General features: G+C 70.1%; 20 protein-coding genes. 14 read left to right on the top strand and 6 right to left on the bottom strand.

Translation table 11 applies throughout. The features are described from left to right. Positions 1-1167: a phosphate/phosphite/phosphonate ABC transporter substrate-binding protein gene (phnD, locus tag GRS48_RS04455; protein ID WP_159483945.1), complete on the bottom strand. Its 1167-nt coding sequence runs from the start codon at positions 1165-1167 to the stop codon at positions 1-3. A gap of 423 nt (positions 1168-1590) precedes the next feature. Between phnD and GRS48_RS04450 the strand changes: the two genes are divergently transcribed. From GRS48_RS04450 to GRS48_RS04440, 3 genes are all read left to right on the top strand, one after another. Then, positions 1591-2385 (top strand): SDR family oxidoreductase, encoded by a 795-nt coding sequence (locus GRS48_RS04450; protein WP_159483943.1) that lies wholly within the window; start codon positions 1591-1593, stop codon positions 2383-2385. 83 nt (positions 2386-2468) lie between these two features. Further along, the gene (locus GRS48_RS04445) at positions 2469-2816 is read left to right on the top strand and encodes a cupin domain-containing protein (RefSeq protein ID WP_159483941.1); all 348 of its coding nucleotides are present in this window, start codon (positions 2469-2471) and stop codon (positions 2814-2816) included. Then, positions 2816-3652, top strand: coding sequence for a fumarylacetoacetate hydrolase family protein (locus GRS48_RS04440; protein ID WP_159483939.1), 837 nt, complete (start codon positions 2816-2818; stop codon positions 3650-3652). The genes GRS48_RS04445 and GRS48_RS04440 overlap by 1 nt, the downstream gene beginning before the upstream one ends. Positions 3653-3837: 185 nt before the next feature. Here GRS48_RS04440 and GRS48_RS15020 read toward each other — a convergent pair whose 3' ends face one another. After that, on the bottom strand, positions 3838-4002 hold the full coding sequence (locus GRS48_RS15020) for a transposase (RefSeq protein WP_200840203.1): 165 nt from the start codon (positions 4000-4002) through the stop codon (positions 3838-3840). A gap of 116 nt (positions 4003-4118) precedes the next feature. Here GRS48_RS15020 and GRS48_RS15015 point away from each other — a divergent pair, with 116 nt between their 5' ends. The 3 genes from GRS48_RS15015 to GRS48_RS04430 all read left to right on the top strand — a co-directional run bounded on the left by GRS48_RS15015 (position 4119) and on the right by GRS48_RS04430 (position 6118). After that, the gene (locus GRS48_RS15015; protein WP_200840202.1) at positions 4119-4277 is read left to right on the top strand and encodes a hypothetical protein; all 159 of its coding nucleotides are present in this window, start codon (positions 4119-4121) and stop codon (positions 4275-4277) included. A 160-nt stretch (positions 4278-4437) separates the two neighbouring features. Then, a complete protein-coding gene (locus GRS48_RS04435; protein WP_159483937.1) occupies positions 4438-5676 on the top strand; it encodes a heptaprenylglyceryl phosphate synthase in 1239 nt (412 codons plus the stop codon). A 169-nt stretch (positions 5677-5845) separates the two neighbouring features. After that, the gene (locus tag GRS48_RS04430; RefSeq protein ID WP_159483935.1) at positions 5846-6118 is read left to right on the top strand and encodes a hypothetical protein; all 273 of its coding nucleotides are present in this window, start codon (positions 5846-5848) and stop codon (positions 6116-6118) included. 32 nt (positions 6119-6150) lie between these two features. Here the strand turns inward: GRS48_RS04430 and GRS48_RS04425 are convergent, their stop codons facing one another. Continuing rightward, the gene (locus GRS48_RS04425) at positions 6151-7461 is read right to left on the bottom strand and encodes a hypothetical protein (protein WP_200840201.1); all 1311 of its coding nucleotides are present in this window, start codon (positions 7459-7461) and stop codon (positions 6151-6153) included. A 246-nt stretch (positions 7462-7707) separates the two neighbouring features. On the opposite strand from GRS48_RS04425, the gene GRS48_RS04420 reads away from it, so the two are divergent. Next, on the top strand, positions 7708-8754 hold the full coding sequence (locus GRS48_RS04420) for a hypothetical protein (protein ID WP_159483933.1): 1047 nt from the start codon (positions 7708-7710) through the stop codon (positions 8752-8754). A 120-nt stretch (positions 8755-8874) separates the two neighbouring features. Beyond that, positions 8875-9243: a hypothetical protein gene (locus tag GRS48_RS04415; protein ID WP_159483931.1), complete on the top strand. Its 369-nt coding sequence runs from the start codon at positions 8875-8877 to the stop codon at positions 9241-9243. 51 nt (positions 9244-9294) lie between these two features. Here the strand turns inward: GRS48_RS04415 and GRS48_RS04410 are convergent, their stop codons facing one another. Beyond that, entirely contained in the window at positions 9295-9768 is a 474-nt protein-coding gene (locus GRS48_RS04410; RefSeq protein ID WP_159483929.1) for a pyridoxamine 5'-phosphate oxidase family protein, read from the bottom strand. A 54-nt stretch (positions 9769-9822) separates the two neighbouring features. Between GRS48_RS04410 and GRS48_RS04405 the strand changes: the two genes are divergently transcribed. Both GRS48_RS04405 and GRS48_RS04400 read left to right on the top strand, forming a co-directional pair. Beyond that, positions 9823-10191 carry a hypothetical protein gene (locus GRS48_RS04405; protein WP_321168290.1) on the top strand — a complete coding sequence of 123 codons (369 nt, stop codon included), beginning with the start codon at positions 9823-9825 and terminating at the stop codon, positions 10189-10191. Between the two features lie 244 nt (positions 10192-10435). Continuing rightward, positions 10436-10987, top strand: a complete 552-nt coding sequence (locus tag GRS48_RS04400; protein ID WP_159483927.1) for a hypothetical protein — start codon at positions 10436-10438, stop codon at positions 10985-10987. Between the two features lie 193 nt (positions 10988-11180). Here GRS48_RS04400 and arcS read toward each other — a convergent pair whose 3' ends face one another. Continuing rightward, positions 11181-12959: an archaeosine synthase subunit alpha gene (gene arcS, locus GRS48_RS04395; protein WP_159483925.1), complete on the bottom strand. Its 1779-nt coding sequence runs from the start codon at positions 12957-12959 to the stop codon at positions 11181-11183. Between the two features lie 33 nt (positions 12960-12992). Here arcS and GRS48_RS04390 point away from each other — a divergent pair, with 33 nt between their 5' ends. Both GRS48_RS04390 and GRS48_RS04385 read left to right on the top strand, forming a co-directional pair. Further along, positions 12993-13160 (top strand): hypothetical protein, encoded by a 168-nt coding sequence (locus GRS48_RS04390; RefSeq protein WP_159483923.1) that lies wholly within the window; start codon positions 12993-12995, stop codon positions 13158-13160. After that, a complete protein-coding gene (locus GRS48_RS04385; protein WP_159483921.1) occupies positions 13157-13606 on the top strand; it encodes a pyridoxamine 5'-phosphate oxidase family protein in 450 nt (149 codons plus the stop codon). Before GRS48_RS04390 ends, GRS48_RS04385 begins: the two co-directional genes overlap by 4 nt. A 50-nt stretch (positions 13607-13656) precedes the next feature. Here the strand turns inward: GRS48_RS04385 and tgtA are convergent, their stop codons facing one another. Further along, a complete protein-coding gene (tgtA, locus tag GRS48_RS04380) occupies positions 13657-15138 on the bottom strand; it encodes a tRNA guanosine(15) transglycosylase TgtA (protein WP_159483919.1) in 1482 nt (493 codons plus the stop codon). Positions 15139-15336: 198 nt separating this feature from the next. On the opposite strand from tgtA, the gene GRS48_RS04375 reads away from it, so the two are divergent. Next, a complete protein-coding gene (locus GRS48_RS04375) occupies positions 15337-16341 on the top strand; it encodes a beta-ribofuranosylaminobenzene 5'-phosphate synthase family protein (protein ID WP_159483917.1) in 1005 nt (334 codons plus the stop codon). A 101-nt stretch (positions 16342-16442) separates the two neighbouring features. Continuing rightward, positions 16443-17279: an HTR-like protein gene (locus tag GRS48_RS04370; protein ID WP_159483915.1), complete on the top strand. Its 837-nt coding sequence runs from the start codon at positions 16443-16445 to the stop codon at positions 17277-17279. Positions 17280-17334: the final 55 nt, after the last annotated feature.

Genomic DNA, 17334 nt, shown 5'->3' with positions numbered 1-17334 from the left:
TTAGACGTTGTCGTCTTCGTACTCGACGCCGTTGACCTCGTGGTTCACGAGGACGTCGTGCCAGTGGGTGTTGTAGTCGATACCGACCCAGGAGCCGCGGCCCTCGAACTCGTCGGCGATCTCGGTGTCCTGGTAGTCGTACTCGAGGAAGGCGTTCTGGATCCCCTCCTGGATGTCCGGGTGGAGGTTGTACCGCGTACAGAACGCGGTCGTCGGGAACGGCGCGCTCGCCCAGATCGCTTTGATCTGGGTGGCGTCGATGTTGTCCTGCTCCTGTGCGCGGGCGTAACAGGTCGAACAGATCGGGGCCGCCTCGGCGTCCTGCTGGTAGATGGCGTTCGCGGAGTTGTCGTGGCCGCCCGAGAAGTCGTACTCGTAGTCCTCGCCCGGCTCGACGCCGAGGTCGGTGAACGCCGCGTTCGGCGCGAGGTGGCCGGAGTTCGACGAGGGGTCGGTGTGGATGACGTTACGACCGCGGATGTCCTCGAGGGCGTTGATGTCGTCGTTGTCGACGTGCGTGATGAGCCACAGGCGGTAGCCGAACGATTCGGCACCGACCTGGATCCCGAACGGTCGCGCGCCGGCGAGGTTCACCGCGAACGGGGTGTTCCCGGTCGCGAAGCCGGCGACGTGGAGCCGCTCCGCGCGCATGGCCTCGACCTGTGCCGCGTAGGAGTCGAGCCCGACGTACTCGACGTCCTTGCCGGTCTCCGCCTCGATGTTCTCCATCAGCGGGTCCATCGTCTCCTCGTAGATCGCGGGGTCCTCGGTCGGGACCATCGAGAAGTCGATGATGTCGGGGTCGAGCCACTCGTCCTCGTCGTCCGGGATCTCGTTGGGCGCGCTTCCGTAGTGGGGTTCGTCGCGCTCCTCGAACAGGTCGAGCTCCTCGATAGAGCCCGTCTCGAAGTCGTGTTCGAGGTACGTCGACGTCAGGTGCGGGTACCAGGTGTCCTGATCGAGAGGGTCGAACTCGCCGAAGTCGTGCTCCGGCTCGCCGCCCGCGTCGTCGCCGCCGTCGTCGGAGCCACCGGATCCCGCGTCGGATCCGGCGTCGTCCGAACCGTCGTCGGCCTCCTCGATACAGCCGGCGAGTCCGAAGGTGACCCCACAGCCGACACACGCGGCGGTGCGCTTCAACATCGATCGGCGGTCTCGTTTTGCCATACGGATCGGTCGAACAGTCCCCTATAAATAATTTTGTGATCGATCGTTATATTTGGGGACATATCACATGGCCGTTCGTGCCATACTCGCGACCATGACTGTTCGTGCCACACTCGCGACCATGACCGTTCGTGCCACACTCGCGACCATGACCGTTCGTGCCACACTCGCGACCATGACCGTTCGTGCCACACTCGCGACCCGTATCGTGTGAGAACGCGAGAAACGCGGAACGGTGTGAGGGGCCTAGCGACTCGGTGTCCCGGCCTCCCCACCCAGCGCCGTCCTGATACCCCGGCGTGCCCACCCGCCGTCGACGGGCGTCGCTCGGCCGGTCTGCCGCGCCGCACACTTAAACGTCGGGACGACGGCGGGGTGCGCCGCGTCGCCAACGGTTAAGCCGCCCCCGGCAGTGGTGTCGGTATGGATCTCGAAATCGACGGGAACGTCGCGTTGACGACCGCCTCGAGCAGCGGGCTCGGCTTCGCCGCGGCTCAGGCGCTGGTCAGGGAGGGAACGAACGTCGTTATCAACGGGCGGGACGCCGACCGGCTGGCGGACGCGAAGGCCGACCTCGAGGCGGAGGCCGCGGGCGACGCGCGCGTCGTCGCCGTCCAGGGCGACCTCACGGTCGAAGAGGACATCGATGAGCTCGTCGAGACGACCCTCGACGAGTTCGGGCAGCTCGACCACCTCGTCACGTCCGCGGGCGGGCCGCCGTCCGGGGCGTTCCTCGACACCGACGACGACGACTGGGAGCACGCCTACGAGCTGCTCGTCATGAGCGTCGTCAAGCTGACCCGCCGCTGTGCGGAACCGCTCGCCGACGGCGACGGCGGCACCATCGTCAACATCACCTCTCGCTCCGTCAAGGAGGCGATCGACGGGCTCGTCCTCTCGAACGCGGTCCGCATGAGCGTGATCGGGTTAGAGAAGACGCTGTCGAGCGAGCTCGCGCCCGACGTCCGTGCGAACGCGGTGCTCCCCGGCCCCCACGAGACGAGCCGGATCACGGAGCTCGTCGAACAGGCGATCGAGCGGGGCGAGTACGACTCCTACGAGGAGGGTATCAAGGACTGGGCGAAGAACCCGCTCGGGCGCGTCGGCGACCCGATCGAGCTCGGCAACACCGTCGCGTTCCTCTCCTCGCCGAAGTCCGGCTTCATCACCGGCCAGTCGATCGTGATCGACGGCGGCGCGGGCAGCGCGAACTTATAAGCGAGTCGCCGATCGGGGCCGGCCAGGTCTTCCGTTTCCGCCGGAACCCCAACCGCTTTTTGTCGGCCCGGTCATTCGGCGGTATGGACCACGTTCCGTTCGACGACGCCGAGACCTACGAACCCGAAGACGGCTGGGGCCGCGCCGCGTTGGCCGGCAGCGACGAGTTCACCTTCGAGTGGTTCGAGAAGCCCGCCGGCCACTCCTCGCCGATGCACGACCACGAGAACGAGCAGGTGTGCGTCTGTCTCGAGGGCGAGCTCACGATCCACACCGAGGAGGAGACGGTCGTCCTCGGGGAGTACGACTCCGTCTGGCTCGAGAGCTGGGAGACCCACCGCGTCGAGAACGCGACGGACGAGCGCGCCGTCGGCCTCGACGTGTTCGCGCCCGGGCGTGGCTTCGACTTCTGGACCGACCGCGAGGAGTGATGGCCGACGAGACACACCGGCTGGCACGGACGGTCGAGGGACGCCCGCTGATCGGCGACGCGGACGGGTTCGTCCCGCTGTCGGCGGCCGGCCACGGCTCGACGACCGACGCGCTCGGTGCGCTCGCGGGCGGAACCGGCTCGCTTCCGGCGATCGGCGACCTCCCCGCGACCCGCACGCCGCCCGAGCACCTGTCGTTCGGGGTCCCGTTCGACCCCGGCAAGCTCTGGGGGATCGGTCTCAACTACGCCGACCACGCAGCCGACCTCGACGAAGTGCGCCCGGAGGAGCCGGCAAGCTTCATGAAGCCGGCCTCGACGCTGACCGCACCCGGCGGCCCGATCCGGCTCCCGCCCGTCGAGCAGTCGGCGCGCGTCACCGCCGAGGCGGAGCTCGGCGTCGTCATCGGTCGGACCTGTTCGGGCGTCGACGAGTCGTCGTTCGCGGACGTCGTCGCCGGCTTCGTCCCGGTGATCGACATGACCGCCGAGGACGTCCTCGAACGCAACCCGCGGTTCCTGACTCGGGCGAAGAGCTACGACTCGTTCCTCGTGGTCGGGCCGTGGATCTCCGCGCCGGCGGACCCCGACCGGCTCGACGACGTCGTCGTGCGGACGGTCGTGAACGACGAGGTCGTCTCGGAGAACACCCTCGACCGCATGCTGTTCTCGCCGCCGGAGCTCGTCTCGTTCCACAGCGACGTGATGACGCTCCGCCCCGGCGACCTGATATCGACGGGGACCCCCGGGGCGGGCGTGATCGAGGACGGCGACACCGTGCGGGCCGAGGTCGACGGCGTCGGCGTTCTCGAGGCGGACGTCGTCAGAACCGAGTAACGGCCGTTCCACGGAAATCGCCATCTGGCCGGCCGCGGACCGAACGAGAGGCTGGCCGCGGACCGAACGGGAGGCCGACCACGAACCGAACGAGAGACCGAGTGGAGCGTCGATCGACGCGTCGAGCGCTACGCTGTCCGGGTCGACGCGTCGGCAAAACCGTCGCTCGGTCGTCGATTCCGTATTCAGGCGGGAAGCGTGTCGATCCCGTTGATCTCGACGTAGCCGAACCCGCATTCGCTACACCGCCACTTCGTCTTCTCCCCGAGGTGAAGGGTCATCGCCGCGGTCCGATAGAACTGGCGCGTCTCCCCACACGTCGGGCAGGCAACGTCTTTCTCCAGGGCCATGACCGACCGTCGGTGGGGAACCGGTTTCAAGATACTGATTCCGGCCGTCGCCGACCGGCCACGACCCGTCTCGAGCCGCCGTCGGACTTATCATTCAGAAACGAGAACGATCGTTCATGACTGACGAGACGTCGACTCTCGGTCGACTCCGCTGTACGAACTGCGGTTTCGAGGCCCCGCCAGGCGACGACTGGGGACGGCTGACGCATCCCCCGCTCGGGACGCTCACACAGTGTCCCGGCTGCGGGAGCACGAACGTCCACAACTTGGGGTGAGGATCGGGCGTCACCAGAGCCGCTCACCATCCCATGACCGCTCGACGACTTCACGGCCGCTCACGACGCCACGAACAGCCCCTGACCGGCGCGTGGGGCCCGAACGGGACGGATGGGAAGGCTTAATCCCCGAGCGGGTCCTCGCCAGAACGTTCGTTCAATGAGTTCTCTCGACGCGTTCGCCGGACGGTGCGGCCGCCTCTTTCGGGCGGGGCGGTCGATCGTGCGGTACGGCCTCCGGCTGGACACGAACCCCGTGCCCGGCGACTGGTCGCACGTGACGAAGGTGGACCCCGAGGAGCGCAAGAAGCTCCCGATCGCGTTCCCGCGATACCTCGCACACACCGACGCCGTCTCCGTCGGCGGGTCGGCCGACGTCACCGACGAGAACACGCGCGCGACGTTCACGCTGTTGGAGTCCCTCCAGACGCCGGCGTTCCACGAGCCGAGCGGGGCCGACCACGTCACGCGGGAGACGCTCTCGTCGGCGGCGTTCCTCGCGGTTCCGCAGGTCCTCAACGGGGACGACGACGCCTTCGTCGGGACGTTCGGGAAGGGCGTCGAGGCGGTCCGCGACCGGATGGTGCCGGGGATGCTCGGACGGGTCGCGACCGCCCCCGTCGTCGGCGACAGGCTCCGTGGAGTCCTGACGGACGTCATGCTCTCGAACGCGGTCGTCGAGGCGTACATCGTCCAGAACCCCGACAGCGCTGCCGCACGCGAGAGCGGCGTCACCGCGGCGGACGTCCTCGACCCGGCGGCCGCGAAACAGCGCGCGATGGCCGCCGAGTACGTGCTCGACGCCGAAGTCCTCTATCTCGAATACTCCGGGACGTACGGCGGCGAGGAGGCGACCGCGGCCCTCGAGGCGATCGACGACGGCGTCGACTGGACCCGGGTCTGGTACGGCGGCGGCGTCGACTCCCGTGAGAAGGCGACCGCGGTGCTCGACGCGGGCGCTGACGCCGTCGTCGTCGGCGACGTCTTCCACCGCGTCGCCGAGGAGGAGGCCGCGCTCGCGGCCGACTACCTCGACGCGGTCGGCACCGACCCCGATTCGGACCCCGGCGCGGCGGCGTGGCTCGCGGACGCGTGTGACCTCGCCGACACCGCCGCCGCCCGGTACCTCTCGACGATCCCGGGCGTCGACGACCCCGTCGCGGAGGCTCGCCGGTGTCTCGCCGCCGGCCTCCGCGCGCGCCGCGCCATCGCGGCCGACGCGGGGAGGACGACGTCCGACGGGCGTCCCCGAGTGGGTGCGGACGCCGTCGCGGCGGTCGAGCGGGCGGTCTGTGCCGGCGTCGACGTCGACGACCCCGAACGGTTCGCGGCCCGGCTCGTCGCCGCGGCCGTCCACGAGGGCGACACCGCGTTCCCGTCGGAGAAGCTGGCGAGGTAGCGGGCCGCCCCGTCGGGTCGAGCCCCGGTCGCCGGGGCGGTCCCGGACCTTCGCGCCCCGTGCTCACTGTGCTCAGTGTTCACTGTGCCCCGTGCTCACTGTGCTCAGTGTTCACTGTGCCCCGTGCTCACCGCGTCCCTTTTACCCCCGCTCCGCGTGTCGCCGGACGATGCGAGACGTCCTCGACGCGACGCTGTTCCGCGAGCCGGAGGGGTGGCGGAGCGGTGCGCTCTGGCTCGTGCTGTCGGCCGGGCTGTTCGTGTACGCCGCGGTCCTGTCCTCCCGCGGCGACGTCGATCTCACGGTCCCGGTCGTCCTCGGGACCTCCTTCGCGTGTCTCGGTGCCGCGGAGTCGCTTCCGTCGGTCCGCCGGACGGCCGTCGGGCTGTTGCGGTCGGCGGGCGTCCTCGTCGGAGGCGCGCTCCTGTTCGTGGTCTTTTAAATGAGGATCAGCCGATGTGACCGAATCGAGGATCAGTCCGCGTGGCCGGGGAGGACGCTCGGGTCCCCCCGGCGGAACACGTAGTTCGTCCCGATCCCGGCCAGCGGCGAGTTCGTCTCGGCGGCGTACCGCTCGGCGGCGTCGAGGTAGCGGGTGGTCGCGTCGACGACGTTCCGGTACGCCTCGCGCTCCGTGTCCGCGAGGAGGTACTCCGCCGTCACGGGGGTCAACTGCACCTCGGCGAGGTCGTCGGCGTAGTCGTCGATGTCGTCGAGCCAGATCTGCGCGCCGATGATCGTGAAGACGATCGACCGTTTGAACGCGTCCTCGATCTCGATGCCGGCCGCCCGGTACATCTCGATCATTCCGTCGTAGATGACTCCGACGCGGCCGTACTGGGTCTTAAGGTACGGGAACGCGGGCTCGTCGCCGACGAACAGCTCCGCGGGTCTGATGACCGGATCGGCGACGGGCGCCACGTCGTCGAGGTCGCCGTCGGAGTCGGGATCGGGACCGACGAACGACCCGTGCTTGTACTCGTCCCGGATCGCCGCCAGCGCGTCGGCGTCGCCCTCGCGGGCGTCGGCCATCAGCTCCCGGAAGTAGGGGTCCCGGTCCTGGTGGGCCTCCGAGCGGTCGACCGCCTCGCGGTACGCCCCGCGGACGGCGTCGGGGTACCCCTCGAACAGCTCCTCGACGCGCTCGCGCAGGACGCGCTGGGCGATCTCGGCGGTCCGCGGGCGGTCGACCCCGGGTGCGCCCTCGACCCGGAAGTCGTCGTACTCGGCGTCGTTCATCGCGTCGCGCATGTCGCCGTCGAGCAGTGCGACGACGACGAGCTCGGTGACCGCCTCCGCGCGCTCGACCGCCGCGACCTGCTCGCGGGCGCGCTCGTACGCCGCCTCGTCGGGTTTCGTCGCCGATCCGACGATCGGAACCCGTTCGAGGGGCGACCGTCGTCGGCTCCGGTCCACCGGGTCGAACCCGGCCGGCGACCCGACGCTGGCCCGCTGGTAGAGGTGCCCGAGCGTCAGCTCCGCCGGCATCGTGAGCTTCGTGTCGTACGCGAACGACACCGCGTCCGGGTCGACGCCGGCTTCCTCGGCGATCGCCTGCTCGACCGGCGCGAACGCCTCGTCGATGACCTCCTCGACGTACGCGTCCACCCGGCGCTGGAGCCGGACGACGTCGAACGCGAACTCGCCCGTCGTGGCGTAGTAGTCGAGGACGGCGCGCAGCGAGGTCGGCAGCGCCGACACCTCCGCGAGCGACTGCGCGGCCCGTGGACCGATCCCGTCCGCGATCGCTTCCTCCCTCCCGCCGTCCGATGGCTCCCCCGACATCTACGCGCTCCGGAGGACGTCCCAGCGTGTCGATCCCGCGACGTTCCGTGTCACCCCGTGTCCGACACATCGTGTCGGGTGTCGTTTCCGCGACGGCGAGCCGTTCATTGTCCCTCGCTCGAACGCGTCGTGGATTAAACCATGTGGTCTCGCCGCCGGGCACGACGGGGGCGGGTCGTGGACCCGGATCCGATCGCGACCCGGACCTCACGAACGTTTATACTGTGTGGAGTGAAACCGGGCGTCATGGCCAAAGGCCTGGACGTCGGTACGATGAACATCCTCTCGGGGAGACAGGAAGGCCCCGAGACGGTGTTCGTACAGCAGCGCAACTCGTTCGTCGAGATCGAGTACAGTGACATGGCCGAGCAGATGCTCTCCAGAAGCGACGTCCTCCACATCCGGAAGGACGACAAGGTGTACGTCGTCGGGGACGACGCGCTCAACTTCGCGAACATCTTCAACAAGGAGACGCGTCGGCCGATGCAACACGGGATCCTCTCCAGCGAGGAGGCGTCCGCGATCCCGATGATCAAGCTCATCACCGAGCAGGTCGTCGGCGAGCCGGCCCGCCCGAACGAGCGGCTGTTCTACTCCAGCCCCGCGGACCCGATCGACTCGCCGCTGTCGACGCTGTACCACGAGAAGACGCTGGAGTCGATGCTCGGCGACATGGGGTACGACCCCGAGCCGATCAACGAGGGGATGGCGGTGATCTACTCGGAGCTCGCGGACAACAACTTCACCGGGCTCGGGATCAGCTTCGGGGCCGGGATGACGAACGTCTGTCTGGCGTACTACGCCGTCCCGGTGATGAAGTTCTCCATCGCGCGCGGCGGCGACTGGATCGACGAGCAGACCGCCCAGGCGACGGGAACGCCCGTCGACAAGGTGACGAGCATCAAGGAGGACGACTTCGAGCTCGACTTCCGGACGGACGTCGGCGGCGTCGAGGGCGCTCTCGCCATCTACTACGAGAACCTGCTCGACTACGTCATCGAGAACATCAGCCGCGAGGTCGACGAGGAGGACGTCGAGGAGGGGCTCGACGTGCCCGTCGTCGTCACCGGCGGCACCTCCAGCCCGCGCGGCTTCAAGGACCTGTTCGCGGACCACCTCTCGGACGCGAACATCCCGTTCTCGATCAGCGGCGTTCGCGGGGCCGCGGAGCCGATGTACAGCGTCGCCAGCGGCGCGCTGGTCGCGGCTCGCTCGGAGGAGGGCGACGCCGGTTCGGGCGGGGACGAACCCGCCGAAGCGGCGGCCGAATCCGCCGGGAACGACGAGGACTGATCGGCGAGCGCTGACCGGCGGGGAGACGGCGACCGACGTGCGGGTCGGGTCGGACCGGGTCGAGTCGGCGACCCGTCGAAAGACGGAGCCGCCTTATACTCCCTCCGCACAGATCCTCCCATGAGCGAGTCGCTATACGGACGGTACGGTCGCCAGGTCCTCGGAGGTGCCCTCCTCGCGCTGGCGCTGCTGTCGGCGTTCGCGGGGTTCCTCCAGATCCAACAGCACGGGCTGACGGCGGTCGGCGACGTCGCCGTGAGCCTCTACATCGCCGGCCTCGTGGTGTGGGGCTACTTCCGGGAGGGGTTCGACACGTTCCGGTTCCGCGTCCTGTTGTACGTCGGGCTCGTCGCGTGGGGGACCGTCGACCACCTCGGCGGGTCGGACTCCCCGTTCACGTTCGTCCTGCTGATCGGCGGGTCGCTGCTGCTCGCGCGGGCGGCGTACAAGTACGCGGAGCGACAGCGCAAACCCGTCTACGACCGCTGACCGCGGCGAGGGATCCTCCCGAGCCCGCCGTCGGTTCCCGGTTGTTCCTCGTCAGTCGGCGGTTCGTCTCCCGGTGATCGTCTCGATCGATAGCTCGTACAGGGAGATCTCGACGTCCTCGACGACCTCGTCGAACACGTGGAACGGCCCGAACCGCTCGCGGACGGTCGCCTCGTCGAAGCCGTGTGCCGCCGGGTCGGTCAGCCGTCGGATCGGTCCCTTCGCGACGACGCTCCAGGAGCTGTCCGGGTCCCTCGCGTCGAGCGCCACGAAGGTCGCCTCGGCGGTCGACGCCATGGCCGCGACCTTCCGGCTCGGGGTGCCGTCGTCGCCGAGCCGAAAGTAGATCGACGGACCGTCGTAGAAGAACGAGACGGGGACCGCGTACGCGTCGTCGTCGGTGGCCAGCGAGAGGACGCCGACCCGCGTCTCGCGTAGACGGGCCGCGACCTCCGCTTCGCTCATTCCGACGGTGTACTGGTAATCGCTGAGGTCCACGACGGTACGAAGTTGGCGGTCGCCCATGCTAACTGTTTCCCCGGCACAACGCCTTTCACCTCGTCACGCGATCGGTCCGTCGTGAACGCCCGCTCGTCCGTGCTGCGGTTCAACGAGGTCGGTGACTGGACGTGGGTCTACTGGCTCGGGGTCGCGCTGTCGGTGGCGATCGCGGCGGTGAACCTGTCCGTCGGGATCGTCGCCTCCGAGCCGGCGCTGTTCGTCGTCGGGTGTAGCTTCCTGCTCGGCGTCGGGCTCTTTTTCACCCGGCTGTGGAGCCCGGTGCTCTACCTGCTCGGGGTGCTCCACGTCGGCGTGCTCGGGGTCCTCTGGGTGTTGTCGGGGATGGGGTTCCTCGCCGTCGGGCTGCTCAACGGCGGACTGAGCCTCGCGCTCGTCGCCGTCGCGATGTACCTGTTCGTCCAGGAGGAACGGCAGGCGACGGAGTGAGGGCGTGACTGGATGAGGGCGCGACGGGGCGAGGGTGCGACGGAGCGGGGGCACGGCGGGATGAGGGCACGACGGTGCGAGGACAAGGTGGGGTGAGGGCACGACGGTGCGAGGACAAGATGGGGTGAGGGCACGACGGAGGGAGGGGCCGTGAGGCCCGCCGTCCCGGATCGACGCGGCCTACGGTGACCGACCCGTCGTGACCGACACGCTCATTTCCGTTCCCTTATAAGGTCGATCCGTTATGCGCGTTCGAAACTGGCGGGAGATCCTCGCGGACGTCGCGGGCGACTCGACCGACCCCGACGGCTGGCGCGCGGTCGCGGGCTCCCGACGCGAGGGGCTCGGCGAGGACCTCTATTTCGGCCACCCGAGCGTGGGCGTCTACCAGCTGAAGACGTACGCGAAGAACCCGCGCGACCTCCGGGGCGTCGGGGCCAAGGTGGCGCGCAAGGTCGACGACGACCTGGACCCGCTGCTGCCGGGCGCCGACTCGCCGGGGCGGTTCGCCGTCCGCAGGCCGCCCGCGGACGCGGACGCGGCGACGGAGATGGCGACGCGGCTGGAGGAGACGCTGAAGGTGCACGCGGAGGCCCCGACGGACCCCGATCACCTCTTCGAGGACGTGATGGAGGCGATCGAGTCGCCGGCGTTCGGCCCGATGGCCTACGAGTTCGACGGCCGACCCGACGAGCTCGACGCGCTCTCCGACACGTTCGAGGAGGCGGAGGAGCTGCTCACCGCGGAGCTCGACGACCTGATCGCGGACGACGACGTCGACCGCGGGTTCCACTGACGGACCAGACCGCCGGCGCGGTCAGTCGTTTATAAGGAGCGGTGTTTATAAGGAGTGGCCGTCGGATGGCCGTCGGATGGCCGCCGGTTTATAGGGGTTGTCGACTGGATAGCCGCCGATTTATAAGCGACGGGCGGCTCCGCCGCTCGCGTATCGGGACCTATCCCGCTCCCGGACGACGGGGGACCCGCCGTCAGTCCGCCTTCTCGTCGGCGTGGCGGACGGCGACCGCGATGCCGCGGGTCGAGTCGACCATCTCGGGGCCGGACATCTCCGCGCGGCCGACGGCGAACGCCTTCGGCCCCTCGATGACGACCTCGTCGCCGACGCGGATCCCCGCGTCGGCGTCGACGACGCCGGGCGCGAGCACGGAGCCGCGGGGGACGAACTCGTCGATCGTCACCCGCTTCGTCGGCGCGTCGCTCTCGACCCAGCGCCGAGCGCCCGCGAGGGTGAACGAGAGGGTACCGTACTGCGGCACCATCGTCGCGAGCTGGACGCCGTCGTCGGGACCGCCGGCGGTCCACGCCTGTAGCTTCGGGTACCGTCCCGTCGTGTAGATCCCCTCGAACAGCTCGTCGCCCGCGCCGTCCCCGAGGAGGTAGTCGGCGATCGCCCGCACCGTGTTGTGTTCGCGCTCGCGCTTGCTGTAGGCGGGCTCGCCGTGAACGGCGGCCTCGAGCGCCTCGAGCGACGCGTCCGTCGTCGGGTGGTCGCCGCAGGTGTACTCGAACGGGACGTCGACGTCAGGATCGCGCTCGACGCGCTCACAGATCTCCCGGTAGCCGTGCTCGGGGACGTGTGCGATCACGCGGGAGTAGTCGTTGCGGGCGAGGTACCGCCGCAACACCTCCGCGACGAACGCGATCTCGTCCTCCGACCAGTCGCCCGTGACGACCGCGTCGTAGTGTTGGGCGGGGTACGTCGTCTCCAGCTCCTGTGGGACGACGCCGATCGGCGACGTCATCGAGACGGTGTGGCCGCGCCACTTGATCGCGTCGTGGAACTGTCGGTGGCTCTGGGAGTCGCTGTACGGCTTCGTCGCCGAGCAGGGGACCAACACGAGCGGCTGGTCCGTAAACCGGTTGCGGTACCGGCTCGTCACGCGGTCGGCGAATCGTCGGATCTCGACCCGGTCGAGCGTCTCGGCGGAGGCGGCGGTGACCTCGGCGTCGCGCAGGACGGGCGTCCGCTCCTCGAGGTAGCCCCACTGGTCGTCGAACTCGCGGAACGTCGCCGTGAGCCACCCCTCGTGGCGCGCCTGCCCCTCGATGTAGTCGCGGAGGCGGCCCGCGCGGATCCGCTCGCGAACCCGCCGGAGCTCGGCCGCGAGCGCGTTGACGTTGTGTTCGGCACAGTCCGCCCGGGTGAACCGCTCGCGCGGGGTCGCACAGGCAGGGCACGCACACGGGAGCTCCTCGAGGTCCTCGAGGAAGTGCTCGGCGTCGGCGGTGAGGTACATCCCCTGGGTCCCCTTCGTCCGCGCGAGCGTCCCGTCGACGAGGTCGACCCCGGCGTACGCGAGCGTCGCGACGTTCCGCGGGGTGGCGACGCCGGACAGGAACAGCGCCGTGTCCGCCGGCAGCGACGCCTTCGCCGAGCAGATCGCGTCGCGGAACGCCTCGCCGTGGCCGACGAAGCCGGACGCGTCGGAGAGGACGTACGCGTCGGCCCCCACGTCGCGCGGGTCCGCGCTGTCGACGACGGCGGCGGAGGGGAACCCGACGTCCGGGTGGTCGACGCGGAACGACTCGCGGACCTCCTCGCGGGTCCCCGCGGGGAAGCTCCGGTGGGGGAGCACGGTGAGCTCCGCGTCGGTCCCGTCGGGGACCGCCCGCTCGCCGGCCCAGAGGCTGCCGGCGTCCGTCAGAAACGGGTCCGCGAGCGCGGGCGTCGCGACCGGGTCGGCGAGCCGGAGCTCGCCGAGGCGGGCCGCGCCGTCGCGTTCGTGAACCTCGAAGTAGTCGGTCATACCTCCGATCGCAGGGGGACGCTCAACTCTCTTGTGTTCCGCGCCGGCGACGGGGACGGCGGCTACGTCGACCTGGACGATGGCGGGGACGGCGGCGTCGACGACGGCAGGGACGGGAACCGAAACGGCGACGACGAAACCGACGAGACGGTCGCGACGGACGGTGGCTTTAGGCGGTCGCCGCCCGTCGGTCCGGCATGAAGCTCACCGGCCCGTGGAACCGCGAGCGCATCGACGAGTTCCTTGAATCCGCTCGTGTTCCCGTCCGCGTGGGCTGTCGCACGCCCGCCGACGAGCCCTGGATCGTTTCGCTGTGGTTCGCGTGGGACGGCGCGGTCCACTGTGCGACGGGTGCCGACGCCGACCTCGTCGACTTCCTCGCGTACGACGACCGCGTCTCCTTCGAGGTGTCGACGAACGACCCGCCTTATAAAGGAGTTCGCGGACGCGGCCAAGCGACGGTCTCACCGGACGAGGGCATGGAACGGCTCCGGTCGCTCCTGGAGCGCTACCTCGGCGGAACGGACAACGAGCTCGGCGAGCGACTCCTCCGCCCGGATCGCGAGGAGGTCCACGTCCGGATCGACCCCGACCGGCTCCACAGCTGGGACTACACCGGTCGGATGCCGGCGTCGCCGGAGCGGTAGGTTCGTCGGGACCTCCGGAACCGCCGAAAGCGTCACGCTCGGCCGCGTCGCTACCGACCCAGGTCGCGGAGGTCCTCCGTCTCGACGCTCTCCGGAAGTCCCTCGAGCGCGGCGGCCGCCCAGCCGTCGTGTCCGACCGTGATCGCCGTTTCGGGATTCGCTTCGGCCAGCGCCTCGACCCCCCTGGCCGCCGCTTCCTGGGCCGCGACGTCGGTCCGTTCAGGCACCTCCGCGGTGAGCGGGTACGTCTCCGAGAGCGCGCGCGGGAACGGGCCGAACGGGGGCTTCAGTCGCCACACCGCGTCGTAGTCGTGCGTCGACGGGGCCTTCGACTCGGTGACGAGGAGCCGGTCCGGGACCGCCAGCCGCGCAAGGCGGTCGTGGTGCCGCCGGACCTCCGGGCGTCGCGCCGACTCGTGGGAGGTGTAGAAGAAGGCGTCCTTCGAGACGGGGTCGGTCCGTTCGAGCCGGTCGCTCCCGTCGAGCAGCGCGCGGTAGCCGTCGAGCATCGCGGGGTGGCCGCGGGCGCGGCGGTCGACGAGGTCGAGGAGCGTCCCCGACCGGATCGCCGCCTTGATCCGCCGGATCTCCTCGAACGTGACGTGGAGGTTGTGCTCGGCGAGCAGCCGCTCGGCCTCGTCGTCCTCGCGGGCGCGAACGTCCGCCGGCGTGTGCGCCGCACACACCGGACACGAGCAGGGGAAGTACGACAGCTCCGCGAGGTGTTCGGTCCCCGAGACGGTGAGGTATCGCCCGTCGCGCGCCATCAGCGCGTACGCCGCGGAGTCGAACAGGTCACAGCCGGCCGCGACCGCCAACGCGAGCATCATCGGGTGGCCCGCGCCGAACAGGTGGACGGGGCAGTCCGCGTCGAGCCCCCGCTTCGCGCCGAAGACCGCCTCGACGACGTCGGCGTAGCGGTACGCGTTCATCAGCGGGACCATCGCGCCGACCGGGAACACGTCGAGGTCGGTGGCGGCGGCGTGGCGGCCGGCCGCCTCCCGCAGGTCCGGGAACGTCGACCCCTGCACGGGTGCGTTGACGAGCATGTCGCCCGTCTCCGCGGCCGCGGCGTCCGCGAGCGCCCGCTTCGTCGTCTCCAGCTCGCGCTCCGCGCGCTCGCGGGACACGTCCGGCGGCGTGGGGACGTCGACGGGGGTCGCGACGTCGCTGCCGATCCGACGCTGGAAGTCGATGATCTCCGCGGTCGTGACGTCGATGTCGCCGTACTCCGCGAGCTGGAACGAGCCCGAGTCCGTCATGATCGCCCCGTCGAACCCGAGGTAGTCGTGGAGCCCCCGTTCGAGCACCTGATCGCGGATCCGGTCGGTGCTCCGGATGATGTAGGAGTTCGTGATCAGCATCTCCGCGCCGAACTCCGCGCCGAGCCGTTCGGGCTCGATCGTCAGGACGTTCGGGTTGACGACCGGCAACAGCGCCGGCGTCTCCACGGTGACGCCCGCGCGGGGGACCGTCAGCCGACCGATCCGCCCGGCGGCGTCGTGGTCCCTGATCTCGAAGTGATCGCGCATGTCCGGACTGCGTGGAGCCCGGCGGTAAGGGTTGCGTTCCGGCGGTGCGTGGGTCCGGCGAGGGGCCGGTTCGACGGCTCGACGGTCCCGCACGCCGTCAGTTCGCCCGTCGTCCGGCCAGGCGGTCCACCGCCCGAGACCGGCAAACTCCGCCTGCGTCACGCTCGCTTTACCCGTCCGCCCCGAATCCCCGACGACATGACCCGCGTCAGCGCCGGCGCACGCTTACACTTCGGCTTCGGCAATCTCAGCCTCTCACACGAGCGTCTGTACGGCGCGTTCGGCGTCGGGCTCGCGGAGCCCCGCGTCGTGGTCGAGGCGGAGGCGGCAGCCGAGGTCGACGTCCGGGTCGCCGACGGCGTCCCCGACGGGGTCGCCGCGGACGCCGAGCGACACGCCTCACGGACGCGGGACCTGCTCGGCGTCGACGGAGCGACGGTCGTCGTCCGCGAGTCGCTGCCGCGCCACGCCGGGCTCGGGAGCGGGACGCAGCTCGCGGCGGCGACGCTCACCGCAGTCGCCCGGGCGCACGACCGGGAGCCCCGGGTCCGCGAGCACGCACCAGCGCTCGGTCGCGGGGGGCGTTCGGGGGTCGGGGTCGCGACGTTCGAGGGCGGCGGCTTCGTGCTCGACGCCGGCCACCCCACGGCGCGGTTCACGACCGACCGACCGAGCGACGGGAGCTGGACGGTACCGGCGGTCGCCGCTCGCCACGCGATCCCGGAGTCGTGGCGGTTCCTGGTCGTCCGCCCGGACGCGGAGCCCGGCCGGAGCGGGACCGTGGAGGACGCGGCGATGCGCGGCGCGGTCGAGCGCGCGTCGCCGGCGCTGGCCGACCGGATCGCCGGGATCGTGGCCCGCCGCGTCCTCCCGTCGATCGCCGAAGGACGCGCGGAGGCGTTCGGCGCGGCCGTCGCGGAGGTCGGCCGGCTCAACGGGGCGTGGTACGCCGACGAGCAGGGCGGCGTCTACCGGCCACCCGTCGGCGACGTCGTCGCAACCCTCGAATCGTCGCCGGCGGTCTTCGGCGCGGGCCAGTCCTCGTGGGGCCCCACCGTCTACGGCGTCACCGACGCCGATCACGCGGCGGCGGCGCGACTGGCGGGGGAAGAGGCGCTCGCGGCCGCGGGCGCCGCCGGCGACGTCGCGGTCGTCCGCGGAACCAACGACGGGGCACGGATCGGGCCCGAGCACTCCGGGTGAGCACGGATGGGGTCCGGATGATCACGGACCGGGCTCGTTCGCACCGGTCAAGGGCGGTTCGTGAGCAACAACACTAAGCGACGGGCGGTCCCGGTAGGGGTATGTCTCGCGTTCCGTTCGGCGTCGCACGGTTGGATTCGATCCTCGGCGGCGGCGCGCCGCCCGGGAACGTCGTGCTGCTCTCGGGGGAAGCCGGGGCGGGCGCGCGGGAGTTCCTCTACACCAGCGCGGCGATAAGCGGGCTCGCGCACGGCGACGCGGAGCTGTTCGACCTCTACTACGGCGACGTCGCCGCCGACGCGGCGGTCCCCCCGGAGGTCCACTACCTCTCGTTCACCGCCGACGCGGAGGCGATCACCCGCGAGATGGAGTACACCATGGCCACGGAGATCGTCGACGCCGCGGTCGAGGAAGTCGCGTTTCGCGACCTCTCGCCGGAGTTCTTCCAGCTCAGCCCGATCCCCCGCGAGTGGTACGAGGGTGAGACGACGTCGATCACGGAGCTGAGCGACCGGACCCGTCCCGACGACGTGTTGACGGCGCTCGGCGACTACCTCACCGAACACGCCGCGGGGAACCTCGTCTGTATCGACTCGGTCACGGACCTCGTCTCCGCGGTCTCCGAGGAGCGCGACTGGAGCGATATCGTGATGGTGATGAAGGGACTGAAGAAGGCGGCCCAGCACTGGGGCGGGCTCGTCCTGGTGTTGGTCAACGAGGACGCGCTGACCCAGCGGGAGTTCGGGACCCTGATGGACGCTGCCGACGGGACGTTCCAGTTCTCGTGGGAGAGCGGCGGCTCACAGCGGGCCCGAACCATGGTCGTACGGGAGTTCCGTGGCGTGCTCTCGCGGATCGAGGAGGAGGACATCGTGCGCTTCGAGACGGACATCCACGACGGCGGGTTCGACATCAGCGACGTCCGGAAGATCCGGTGAGTATCCCCCTCCGATACCTCAGTGAGTACGCTTCTCACCGGACGCCCTGCGACGG

It is taken from the genome of Halorubrum sp. JWXQ-INN 858 (assembly GCF_009806985.1).
Lineage (GTDB): Archaea > Halobacteriota > Halobacteria > Halobacteriales > Haloferacaceae > Halorubrum.
The sequence above is the reverse complement of the archived record's forward strand: the minus strand, read 5'-3'. Positions and strand labels throughout refer to the sequence as shown.